Origin of the sequence: Anabaena azotica FACHB-119 (assembly GCF_014697625.1) — a bacterium.
GTDB lineage: Bacteria > Cyanobacteriota > Cyanobacteriia > Cyanobacteriales > Nostocaceae > Trichormus > Trichormus azoticus_A.
Genome location: NZ_JACJSG010000026.1, coordinates 52559 through 64874 on the forward strand (window position 1 = coordinate 52559; position 12316 = coordinate 64874).

Annotated in this window: 11 protein-coding genes; 5 read left to right on the forward strand and 6 right to left on the reverse strand. The window is 40.6% G+C overall.

Annotation, left to right across the window (positions count from 1 at the left end; translation table 11 throughout):
- Positions 1-910 precede the first annotated feature (910 nt).
- Positions 911-1348, forward strand: coding sequence for a response regulator (locus H6G83_RS18970; protein WP_190475133.1), 438 nt, complete (start codon positions 911-913; stop codon positions 1346-1348).
- A gap of 212 nt (positions 1349-1560) precedes the next feature.
- On the opposite strand, the gene H6G83_RS18975 is transcribed toward H6G83_RS18970, so the two are convergent.
- The 3 genes from H6G83_RS18975 to tnpA all read right to left on the reverse strand — a co-directional run bounded on the left by H6G83_RS18975 (position 1561) and on the right by tnpA (position 4428).
- On the reverse strand, positions 1561-3198 hold the full coding sequence (locus tag H6G83_RS18975; RefSeq protein WP_190475136.1) for an alpha/beta hydrolase: 1638 nt from the start codon (positions 3196-3198) through the stop codon (positions 1561-1563).
- Between the two features lie 187 nt (positions 3199-3385).
- Positions 3386-3679 carry a PepSY domain-containing protein gene (locus tag H6G83_RS18980; protein ID WP_190475138.1) on the reverse strand — a complete coding sequence of 98 codons (294 nt, stop codon included), beginning with the start codon at positions 3677-3679 and terminating at the stop codon, positions 3386-3388.
- Between the two features lie 356 nt (positions 3680-4035).
- Complete coding sequence (gene tnpA, locus H6G83_RS18985) at positions 4036-4428, reverse strand: IS200/IS605 family transposase (protein WP_190475139.1); 393 nt, start codon at positions 4426-4428, stop codon at positions 4036-4038.
- 59 nt (positions 4429-4487) lie between these two features.
- On the opposite strand from tnpA, the gene H6G83_RS18990 reads away from it, so the two are divergent.
- A complete protein-coding gene (locus tag H6G83_RS18990) occupies positions 4488-5699 on the forward strand; it encodes an RNA-guided endonuclease InsQ/TnpB family protein (RefSeq protein ID WP_190475141.1) in 1212 nt (403 codons plus the stop codon).
- Between the two features lie 53 nt (positions 5700-5752).
- Entirely contained in the window at positions 5753-7522 is a 1770-nt protein-coding gene (ggt, locus tag H6G83_RS18995) for a gamma-glutamyltransferase (protein ID WP_190475143.1), read from the forward strand.
- 24 nt (positions 7523-7546) lie between these two features.
- Here ggt and H6G83_RS19000 read toward each other — a convergent pair whose 3' ends face one another.
- Together H6G83_RS19000 and H6G83_RS19005 are read right to left on the reverse strand one after the other, a co-directional pair.
- Positions 7547-7804: a hypothetical protein gene (locus H6G83_RS19000; RefSeq protein ID WP_190475253.1), complete on the reverse strand. Its 258-nt coding sequence runs from the start codon at positions 7802-7804 to the stop codon at positions 7547-7549.
- Between the two features lie 426 nt (positions 7805-8230).
- Complete coding sequence (locus tag H6G83_RS19005; RefSeq protein ID WP_190475145.1) at positions 8231-9655, reverse strand: aspartate ammonia-lyase; 1425 nt, start codon at positions 9653-9655, stop codon at positions 8231-8233.
- A gap of 355 nt (positions 9656-10010) precedes the next feature.
- On the opposite strand from H6G83_RS19005, the gene H6G83_RS19010 reads away from it, so the two are divergent.
- Together H6G83_RS19010 and pgsA are read left to right on the forward strand one after the other, a co-directional pair.
- A complete protein-coding gene (locus H6G83_RS19010; RefSeq protein WP_190475147.1) occupies positions 10011-10574 on the forward strand; it encodes a Uma2 family endonuclease in 564 nt (187 codons plus the stop codon).
- 20 nt (positions 10575-10594) lie between these two features.
- Positions 10595-11113: a CDP-diacylglycerol--glycerol-3-phosphate 3-phosphatidyltransferase gene (gene pgsA, locus H6G83_RS19015; RefSeq protein WP_190475149.1), complete on the forward strand. Its 519-nt coding sequence runs from the start codon at positions 10595-10597 to the stop codon at positions 11111-11113.
- On the opposite strand, the gene rfbA is transcribed toward pgsA, so the two are convergent.
- Positions 11081-12013: a glucose-1-phosphate thymidylyltransferase RfbA gene (gene rfbA, locus H6G83_RS19020; protein ID WP_190475151.1), complete on the reverse strand. Its 933-nt coding sequence runs from the start codon at positions 12011-12013 to the stop codon at positions 11081-11083. The two genes, pgsA and rfbA, sit on opposite strands and share 33 nt — an antisense overlap.
- Positions 12014-12316 lie beyond the last annotated feature (303 nt).

The window sequence follows — 12316 nt, forward strand, 5'->3', positions numbered from 1 at the left end:
GGCGAACCCGGAGGGTAACAGGTGCAAAGCCAGGTTTTCCAGATCCCGTGAAAAGTCAGTGCTATATCTAAGTTTCTTGGCAGATCAAAAATAAAACAGGACTTACGCAAGTGTCACAATTGGTGGTTGGTGCGTGACGCTACAAGTCTCATGACTACGTTCAAATATTATCGCTCCTCACACACCCTACAGAAAAAATCTGCCAGTTGCGTAAGTCCTATAAAAATTAGAGGCTAGAGGCTAGTTAATAGGGTGGGGAGCGCAGGGAGCCACCTTTTTCTTGACAAAGTGCAAGTTAAGAGCATCCAACTAGCTAAAACTTGTTTATATCAATATTATTGAAGCATTTCTGACTTTTGATAGATAAAGTTATATACAAAAAGGCAGAAAAGAACTTCTATTGATGCAAGTTATATTACCCCAAGCATCAATGTTTTGTTCACTGTGTGGTTAAAAGAGGTTTAGCTTATATTTCTACACTCCGGTTATAAACCGAGGTTTTTAGTTAAATTATTTTTATCTAAATAGAATTAATAAAAAGTTCGGCTAATTAATCAAGATTTTGATTGCTGATGAATGATTGCTAATTAGTAATATTATTTTAATATAGGATTTATACTTAATTCTTGAAATATACGTAGGTAGCGGCTCTGCCTTACAAAACCTTGATAAGGCGCTGCATTGCCGACCGTACAGGTACTAAGAGTTTTTCACAAATCAAATCGGATTCCTATATGATCAACTAGCAATTACCTACCCCCACAAAATTATAAGTGTGAAAATTGACATGATCTGTCCTTCAGGTTGTGATAGTTTGATTTACAGATGTTTACCAAACAGCTAGGGGCTACTAGCTGTTGGTACAACTTCCTCCGTAATTGATTTGGGCAACTAGGGAGGCCACTATAGCGTGTCAAATAACTCGGAAGAACAGCATCCACAAAACGTTACAAATTCAGATAATTCTTTAGATGGGTTGCATATTTTAGTAGTAGATGATAATGCCGATAGTCTATTTTTAACTACCTGCGTTTTAGAAAGTTATGATGTGCAAGTAACAACAGCAACATCAGGAGCAGAAGCGCTAGAGATAGTTGAAAAATTCAAGTTTGATATGTTAATTTTTGACATTGCTATGCCAGATATGGATGGATTTACATTATTAAAGCAAATTAGAAATAATGAACTTACAGAAAATAGGAATATTCCAGCGATCGCTCTCACTGCGCTAGGTTCAGAAGAAGATTTAAAAATGGCGTTGAAATCAGGTTTTCAAGGCTATGTTAATAAACCTTTAGATCCTAATATGCTCATAGCAGAAATTCTCAAGTTGACAGTTGACAGTTGACAGTTATCAGTTATCAGTTATCAGTTATCAGTTGTCAGTTGTCAGTTGTCAGTTGACAGTTGATATTAATTTTTCTCCCCCTACTCCCCCATCTCCCCGTTCCCCTCCAGGGAAAGGCTAGGGGTGGGTTACTCCCCCATCTCCCCCCACTCCCCCATCTCCCCCATCTCCCCCCACTCCCTCATCTCCCCCACTCCCCCACTCCCCCAAAGCTACCGCGTCCCGACGGGAACGGCTTGACGCGGGAGTTCTGTCACTATGCGGAAGGGGAAGGCTTTGGTTGAGGCTAATTGAGCGTAGTCTGGGGTGAGGAAGATAGCGTATTTTTGGGCTTCTGGTGTGAGTTGTGCAGCCATTGCTAAGGCGATCGCTTTCATAAATCTGCGAACATCGGCTGCTTGTTCGCCAACAATTTCCCCACCACTAAAGGGTGTATTGGGTTGGTTTACTTGGTCTAAGGTAGTACTGGGGTCTTTGACACTCAAATGTGTACCACCAATGATACCTACTAACCATTTTGGTGAGGGGATTTTACTAAATGCGGCGATTTGTTCTGTTAAGGCTGGGGTAGTTTTATCGGCGGAAGCGGCGACAACTAAAGTCGGGATTTGCACTTTAGTTAAACCAGTTTCGCCAAACATAATTGAAGTGGTAGGATTTAAAGCGATCGCCTGTTTAATTCTGTTATCCCGTAATTGATAACTTTTCTCTGGTAATTCTTGTGCAACGCATTGCAGAGTTTCTCCTAAGCTCAAAGAGGCTAATTTCTTCTGACAACGTTCTTTGATGGCGGTGATTTGTAACTCGCCTCCAGCCAGTGATAAAGCTGTACCGCCACCAAAAGAATAACCTATAACCATTGTATTACTAGTTGCCAGTTTCCCTTGTAGAGGATTACCCGTTGTTTGGTTGAGTTTTTCCAATTCATCCAAAACAAAACTCACATCTCTAGGACGATCTAAAAATTCTTGGGGTTGTAAAAACCGAGTTTTACCCTTGATAGCTAAATCGGTATGTGTTTGATTACTACCTGGATGTTCTAAAGCGACAAATACATAACCGTGAGAGGCTAGATGTTCGGCTAGATAACGCAAATCTGTGCGGACTGAACCCATACCATGCGTATAGACAATGACGGGTTTTTCCTGAGTTGCAGCCGTTGACCAGTATATATCAACGGGAATTTGACGGTTGCGTTTTTGATCACGCAAATTCAAGTTGAGTACCTGTACTTGTGCATTTCCCGGTTCGCTAGGGTCAAAAGGTAAGGAAATCTGCGGTTTTCTGGTGTCAAGTATAGTATTGATTGACAGCAAATATTGTTGTGTCCGCCAGAAACTATTATTTAAACTCCCCACCACTTGTAAAGCTTGGGGTAGGTTGATTTCTAAATTTTTACTAGGGTAAGCTTTAAGAACGCTGAGAACAGAAAGTCCCTCTGGTGCATTAGCACCCAAAACTAAACTAGCTCTTAAAGCTGTTGCACCTGCTTGGTCTTTCCGCGCCACAGCTGTAGCGATATCATTGAGAACAGTTGTACCAATTTGAGTATTTAATAATCTATTGATGGTAACTACATTTAAAGGTACTCTTGTCCTCAGCGCTCTGATGAGCCTACGGCGTTGTCCTTGAGATAATCTGCTGGTAAACAGGTTTAAACTTTGAGGAAATTCCCCAGTCTGCGCCGCCTTTTGTAAGTCAGCTACAGGAATTGATTCGGCAAACAACCCAAACCGCACGACAATTGTCTCGGCTGCTTGTACAGGAGTATTTGTAGTCAAAAGCTGTGTAAAGGTGAGTGTACAGAAAATACCTGTCAAAACTTTAATACTTTTCCAACTGATTCTCATATAAGTATCTATTTTTTCAAGTTATACTTCCGGGAATATAGCTAATATCAATGTATTTAGCCACTTTTGTCTAAGAAAAGTAAAAATAGGGGTTAGAGGCTAGAGGCTATACAAGAAATATTTTTATCATTTTGTTGTGTAATTATAAGCAAAGTATATGTAGGGTGGGCAATACCCACCAAAACCATTAGTCGCTGTCTTCCTTTTTAGAGACAATCTTGTAGTTTCTGTCAAGATATATTTCATATTTCTTACCATCATTACAGATAGCATCGTCAACCTTATAGAGATTGGTTTTGAAGATAAAATCAACATCATCAAAGGAAGAACAACCTTCTTTTTTCAAAACCTCTGCTATCTTGTTTTGTTCATTAGGGGTAGCGTCTCGATCATTATCAGCCAATGCAATTCCTCCCAGACATAGGGAAAGCACAAAGCCTCCAGACAAGCACTGGACTCCTAAATAAATTAACTTTTTCATATTGTTAGGACTTACGCCACAGTAAACAAAAAACTTAGTGTAAAATAATCGTTTGCTTCAACTTGAGGAAGTTTTTTCTAGGTTTGTATAAAAACACCTTTCTCAGAAATAAAAGCTAAAATGTTTATAAACTATTTTTACTTACATCAACATAACCTTGAGTTAGATTAAGCAAATCAATCTTGAGGAACAAGATTTTTATACTATCTTGTGTGTACCTAAAAAATCACTATCCTCTCATCTTTAACCCCTATCTTAATGGAGCAATTCATCATCCCGTTACAGTCGAAGACTTAACGGGATGATGAATTGCGACCAATATAAAACTGGCAAGCGCGAATCAATGTTTTGGAAGTTCAAAGGTTCTCAACGTAATTCTTTAATTGCTCAACTGTGACACCTCCACAACTAGCCACAAAATACGCACCAGTCCAAAAGTAAGGCTTGTTGTAAAAGTATTTTTTAGCCAACCAGGGAAACTCTTTACGTATTAACCTGCTGCTCACTGTTTTGATATTTCCAATCAGAGTTGAGAGAGGTTTATCAGGTTTGTAGTCAATTAATATGTGAACGTGATCTGATTCACCGTTAAACTCTAACAGTTCACAATCCCATTTTTTAAGAGTATCCGTGATTATTTCTTTTAACCTGTTTAGGATTTCTGTATTAATAGCTTTTTTGCGGTACTTTACAACCAAAACGATATGAGCGTTAAGTCTGTAAATAGACCTAAAACCATGATGGTACATATATTGACAAGAGATAGCGGTAAGTAGTATATTACCATAAGTTTCTCAAAATTATATTGATGTTAGATGTACTGAAGGTCAGAATTTATCCAAATAAAGAGCAAGAAATATCCCTAGTCAAAAGCTTTGGATGCTCCCGCTTTGTTTGGAATTTCTACCTCAATAAAACTAATGCTCAATATGAAGAAACAGGTAAGGGCATGACTTATTGCCAGATGGCTAAAGACCTTACCCAGTTGAAGAAACTGGCTGATTATGAATGGTTGCAAGAACCAACTGCTGCCGTTCTGCAACAGTCACTCAAGAATTTAGAATCTGCGTTTAAAAACTTTTTTGCAAAGCGCACTGGATTTCCAAAATTCAAGAGCAAACATTCAAAACAATCAATCCGATTTCCTGAAAGTTGTTCGATTAAAGATGGTGTATTAAAACTACCCAAGCTGGGGATTGTTAAAGCTAGTCTTTCAAAGAGTGTTGATGGCAAGATTAAATCTGTAACTGTTTCTAAAACAAGTACAGATAAATATTTTGCTGCAATCTTGTTTGAAGTTGGAGACTTGAGAAACACCAAGAAAGGCAGGATATCAGGAATTGATTTAGGATTAACCAGTTTGATAACTGTGTTTGACGGTGAAACTTGTTATAAGGTTGACCCAATCAAGCCAACTAGAAAATATGCCAAGCGACTACGAATTAGACAAAAAGCTTTATCTCGGAAAGTCAAGGGATCTAACAATAGGCGTAAAGCAGTTAAAGTAGTTGCCAAAGTTCACGAAAAAATATCAAACACTCGACAAGATTTTCTTCATAAACTCTCACGAAAGTTAGTTGATGATAACCAAGTCATAGTAGCTGAAAACATTTGTGTTAAAGGATTAGCACGTACTAAATTAGCGCGCGTCATACATGATGCTGGTTTTGGTATGCTGCTTAATTTCATCAGCTACAAACTGGATAGAGAGGGAGGTAAATTTGTTCAAGTTGATAGATTCTTTCCCAGTTCAAAACTTTGCTCATGCTGTGGTCATAAAAATGATTTACTGAATTTAAGTATTCGTGAATGGGTTTGTTCGAGTTGTCAAACGACTCATGATAGGGATGAAAACGCTTCACGGAACTTGAGGGCAGAAGGAATAAGAATATTGTCAACAAATACTGTGGGACACACAGAAATTCAAGCTTGCGGAGAAACAGTAAGACTCGTTGGTACTTGTACTAAAAAGCGTGTTTCACAGATGCAAGAATCTCCCGCTACACCGCTTTGCGGTTAGCGGTGAGAGTGTCAATTAATGTAGGCTAAATATATCGCCAGCACAAGTATCAAATGCTTACCCTTGCAAAATCCAAGCGGGTTGTATTTACCTTCTTTTCTCTGGGGGTTCTCTGTTACAGTCAGATAGCCTCAGCCACTATTACTTTACCTCTACGCAGTAAAAAGGGCATGGTAGTATCTGCCCATCCTTTGGCGAGTGCGGCGGGGGTGGAAATGTTAGGTAAGGGTGGAAATGCAGTTGATGCTGCAGTGGCTACAACCTTTGCCATTTCTGTTGTTGAGCCTTTTTCGGCGGGAATTGGTGGTGGGGGGTTTTTGCTGATGCGTTCTCAGAAAACGGGAGAAATTAAGGCGTTGGATTTTCGGGAACGCGCACCCCTGAAAGCTACGAGAAATATGTACTTGGATGCAGCCGGGAAGGTGCGTCCGAATGCCAGTGTTAACGGTTATTTGGCGGTGGCTACACCAGGAACGATCGCCGGAATGTATGAAGTGCATCGGCGTTATGGTAAGCTACCTTGGCGGGAGGTGGTAAAACCTGCGATCGCACTCGCTAAAAATGGTTTCGTTCTGAGTGAAAAACCAACTTGGCGTTCAATTTCCGTATATGAAACCCGCAAACAAGCCATTCTCAACAACCCAGCCGCTAGGGAAATCTTCACTCGCAACGGCGATTTTTATCAGCCTGGGGAAAGGTTGGTACAGCGTGATTTAGCCCGTACTCTAGAAACGATCGCCCAAAATCCCCAAAGCTTCTACACTGGTAGTATCGCCCGTGCGATCGCCGCAGATATGGCAAAAAATGGTGGTTTAATTACCTTAGCAGACCTCAAAGCCTATCAGCCTATCTGGCGTAATCCTGTCTGTGGTAACTTCCGTCAAGCTAAAATCTGCTCAATGCCCCCACCATCATCTGGTGGTGTACTGCTCATACAGATGTTAAATATAATTGGTGACACAGATTTAAAATCTTGGGGTTGGCATCACCCAAAAGCTTTACATTTATTAACAGAAGCGATGAAAATTGCTTACAGCGATCGCTCACAATATTTAGGCGACCCCGATTTTGTCAAGATTCCCTTACAAGCCTTGCTTAGTCCAGCTTACGCCAAAAAACGCCGTAGCGAAATTAATCTCGATAGAGCCACACCCTCAACGCAAGTCAAACCCATAGCGCCAGAGATTTTACAAAGGTTCGGACAAGCAGAGATACCCCAAAGGATATATGCAGGTTATGAATCTCCCGAAACCAGCCATCTCAACGTCGTCGATGAAGAACGCAACGCTGTTAGCCTCACCTTTACAGTTAACTACGGCTTTGGTTCTGGGGTAGTTGCATCGGGGACGGGTATTTTGCTCAACGATGAGATGGATGATTTTGCTGCTGCACCAGGCGTTCCCAACGTATTTGGACTAGTGGGAAACGAAGCCAATGCGATCGCACCCCGGAAAACGCCCCTATCGAGCATGACACCGACCATCGTCACCGAGAACGAACGCCTGCGAATGGTAGTAGGTGCGCCCGGTGGTAGCACCATCATCACTCAAGTTTTGCAAGTTATACTCAACGTTTTGGAATATAATATGGATGTTGGTGCAGCCGTGTCTGTTCCACGCATACATCACCAGTGGCTACCCGATGAATTGCGAGTAGAAAGTTGGGGTTTAGATGCACTTACCCTGCAAGACTTACGCCAACGCGGACATAATATTCAGGAAATTAATCCTTGGGGCAATATTAATGCGATCGTCGTCACCAAAGAAGGCGACCTAGAAGGCGCAGCCGACCCACGCGGCGAAGGTATTCCAAAATCAAGATAATTGATAACTGATAACTGTCAACTGTCAACTGTCAACTGTCAACTGATAAACACTGCTACCAAATTCGTTGGCGCGGGCGCTGGGGACTAATGTCCAACCAGCTTTTAGTAATTTCTGATAGGTCGCCCAACCTTTGGAGCCACCTGGTATCTGATAATCTGGTACTGAATATTGCGGGAAATGGGTATATGGTCGCCACGGTTGGCTGGGCGCAGTTTGCAGATATAATATTTTATCACCATCACCGCTACTCTTAGATATCCAGCACATTTGTCGATACATGGCAAACTCCTTTGCTTGAGGCATATATTGCATATTGGCAGTTTTTTGTCAATAGTTGCATCACCCTTGCGGGATAATTTTTTCCTCTGATGTTATGTCAACATATGTACAATTGATAACCGCACAATTACTTAAATATAGAGTGGATATTTGGATTAGTTATCAGGCTCATAAGCTAAATAAGGCTTTTGTGCCTGACTTTCATCTGAGATTAAGATTTTTTTAATGGTATATGCGGTTTTCTCAAGTAGATGTATCGAGAGTTACTATTTTGTAAAAAATTGAAGTTTTGTTGCAAAAAGAGAGTTTTGACGGCAGAGGTAGAAAATGGGGATTTGAAAGATCAGGGAGTAAACAAGCAAGAGAGCAAGGGGGGGAAATTGAAACAAAGACTTCTCCTTTTTCCCCTGTACCCTGCCCTAGTCTCTACTCTCCACTTCCCTGATGAAGCGGTACAATACTACTCATCTGTTCTAGATTTAAGACAGTGGCTAATTCTGCTTCAGTCATCAGTCCTTTTTCTAAAACAATTTGCCGTAGGGATTTTCCTGTTTTTAATGATTCTTTAGCGACATCGGCGGCGTTTAAATAACCAATGTGGGTATTGAGTGCGGTGACTAGGGCTAAACTACCTTCAGCATAGGCTAAACACCTTTGTTCGTTGGCGGTAATTCCTTGAATACAGCGTTCTGTGAGGGCGGCGATGGTTAACCCAAGAATTTCGATGCTGTGAATCAAATCATAGGCGATTAAGGGCATCATCACGTTTAATTCTAATTGTCCGGCTTGGGCGGCAAATGCGATCGCCTGGTCGTACCCCATCACCTGAAAACACACCATTGATGTCATTTCTGCCATGACTGGGTTATATTTCCCTGGCATAATTGAGGAACCGGGTTGTACGGGTGGTAGTTGAATTTCCTTGAAACCAGTTTTCGGCCCGGAGTCCATTAGCCGCAAGTCGTGAGAGATTTTTGCTAAATCTTGGGCTAAGTTGCGTAACGCACCGGAAACGTTCACGAAGGGGGACATACTCTGCATCGCCGCCATCAGATGCGGTGCGGGTTGCAGTGGGAAGTTGAGTAATTCTCCTAGCACTTCTACCACACGGGCGCGGTATTGGGGATGAGTATTTAACCCTGTTCCCGCCGCACTACCGCCTAAACCTAATACCATTAAATCAGAAGAGGCGGTGTAGATGCGGTTTTGATGTTCTGATAAAATTTGCGCCCAAGCGGCGAAATTGTCACCCAAACGCACGGGAACAGCATCTTGTAGATGGGTTCTGCCAGATTTGACGATATCTTGAAATTCTACAGCTTTGTTTTCTAGAGCAGCGATCGCTTTTTCTAAAGCTGGTTGTAATGTATTGGTAAGAGCCAACAAGCCACCGATGCGGATTGCTGTAGGAATCACATCGTTGGTAGACTGTCCGTAGTTGACATGATCATTAGGGCTAACTCGTTTGTAATTACCCTTTTCTTCACCAAGAATTTCCAAAGCTCGATTTGCTAAAACTTCGTTCACGTTCATGTGGTGGGAAGTTCCCGCACCCGCTTGATAAACATCAACAACAAACTGATCTCTTAATTTCCCAGCGAGAATTTCATCAGCAGCTTGGACAATGGCTTGACCAATATCTTGGGGAATGCAACCTAGTTCTCCGTTAACAATTGCTGTAGCTTTTTTAATCCACAGACAAGCATCTACGTAAGTGGGTAAGGGCTTAATGCCGCTAATGGGGAAGTTTTCGATAGCGCGTAGGGTTTGAATACCGTAATATACATTACTGGCAATTTGGCGATCGCCCATTGAATCGCGTTCAATACGAAAATCTGTACTGTTAGTCATAATTATTGTGTAGATAATTCCCAGATCCAGATCATGCCATGTGCTTAGACTAAATACAAATTTGTAATTCCTAATTCATCCCAAATTAATATGAGGCTGCATAGGATAATTGAACGCAGATGCACGCAGATAAACGCGGATAAATCAATGAATTTTCTCATTATGTCCAACCTCATAAAAATTAGTATAACAAGGTTACGTATAGGTTCACTTTTTAAGTTAGGCTAAACTTGGATGTATAGCTGTTACCAGAGAGATGAGGACATAAACTAATCATAAAACCTCGGCAATGAGAAGTTCTCAAGCCTGTCACCTGTCACCTGTCACCTGCTATTAATACGAGCCAGGAAATATTATGATAAAAACACCAACTCGCCGGATCACTTTAGAGGAATTTTTACAGTTACCAGAAACAAAACCAGCAAGTGAATATATCAACGGCGAAATCATTCAAAAACCTATGCCTCAAGGTAAACATAGTAGACTACAGATTCAATCAGCCAATGCAATTAATAATGTGGTAGAAAGCCAAAAAATTGCCTTAGCTTTACCAGAATTACGCTGCACTTTTGGCGGACGTTCTATTGTGCCAGATGTAGCAGTGTTTGCTTGGTCAAGGATTCCTGTTGATGAAAAAGGTAATATTGGCAATGTGTTTAATACCTATCCAGATTGGACAATTGAGATATTATCGCCTGACCAAAATACAACCAGAGTCACTCGGAATATTTTACATTGTTTAAATCATGGTACTAGTTTAGGTTGGTTAATTGACCCAGAAGAATCTAGCGTTTTGATTTATCCACCAAATCAACAACCAATATATTTAGAAAATGAAGAAGATATATTACCTGTACCCGATTTAGTTAAAGATTTACATTTGACATTGGGACAATTATTTGATTGGTTGAAATTATAGAAAATTTACTATCCAAATTCATGACTTTACCAAACTGGATTACTTTTTCTCGCCTTCTTGGTGTACCATTTCTACTATACGGCTTATACGACCCTACACCGCAGGCTAGGTGGGTGTGTTTGGCTATTTTTTTAGTTGCGGCATTAACTGACTGGTTAGATGGTTATTTAGCAAGAAAGCTGAATCAGATTAGTGATTTGGGTAAATTTCTTGACCCCTTGGTAGATAAATTTTTAGTGCTAGCGCCATTGTTGGTGTTGGTGGAATTGGGGAAAATTCCCGCTTGGGGAGTGTTTTTGATTTTAGCGCGGGAATTGGCGATCGCAGGTTGGCGAGTGAACCAAACGCAGATTACAGGGGCGAATATTTGGGGTAAGCTAAAAACGGTGAGTCAGATAGTAGCGATCGCACTATTAATTGCACCTTTATCATCAGCTTGGCAATTACCATCTTTAATTGCTTTTTGGGTATCTGTCGCCTTAACTTTAATCTCTGGGGTAATTTATCTATGGCCGCAGAAAGTCACCACTGTGGAATAATTTATCAGGTGCAAATCTTCTCCCACCAAAATAGTCATCTTCTAAAATTGACATTAAATAATGACCGTAGCTACTCTTAGCCATCGGCGCAATTAATTGTTGTAACTGTGCTGCGTCAATATAACCGTAATTATAAGCGATTTCTTCAATACAAGCTATTTTTAATCCCTGTCTTTCCTCTAAAGTTTGGATAAAATTACTTGCTTGATGTAGAGATTCATGAGTACCAGCATCTAGCCAAGCGTATCCTCTACCTAAAATCTCTACTTGCAATTGACCTTGTTGTAAATAAGCTAAATTCACATCCGTAATTTCCAACTCATTCCGTGCAGATGGTTGGAGACGAGAGGCAATTTCTACCACCTGAGAATCATAAAAATAAATCCCCGGAATCACATATTTAGATTTAGGAAACTGAGGCTTTTCTGCTATACTAATTACCTGATGATTGACATCAAATTCTATTACTCCATAGGGTCTAGGGTCTTTTACCTGATAGGCAAATACTAAACCACCTTTATCTAACCTTGCAGAACGCATTAATACTTCTATTAAGCCATTGCCATAAAAAATATTATCACCCAAAATTAAACATACAGGCTCATTACCAATAAACTCCTTACCTAAAATAAAAGCTTGCGCCACACCTTCTGGTTGTGGTTGTGCAATATAGCTAAACTTTAAACCCCACTGACTACCATCTTCTAAAAGTTGTTCTAATAAAGGTAAATCATGAGGAGTAGAAATGATGAGAATTTTTCTAATTCCAGCTAACATTAATACAGACAAGGGATAGTAAATCATCGGCTTGTCATAAATTGGCATTAGTTGTTTACCAACAACATTTGTGATGGGATAAAGACGTGTGCCAGCACCACCTGCTAAAATAATCCCTTTCATTTTTCTATTTTTAGAATGTTATCCTAATTTGCACAGGCGATAAAGGACTCATACTTGATTTTTGAAATATACGTAGGCCGATGCACTGCCCACCAAAGCCATGATATGGTGGACAATACCCACCCTACAAATACTTATTCATCTGCGTAACCTGCCTTAAGACTGCGCCAACATCTGCGTTCATCTGCGTTCATCTGCGTTCAATTTTCCCCAAACCTATTGCCACATTTTAACCTTGCCAAGCCACTACTGGCGTGACCAAACTAAAATAGTGCATTATTTAAAAATCTCTCATCTTGTTCA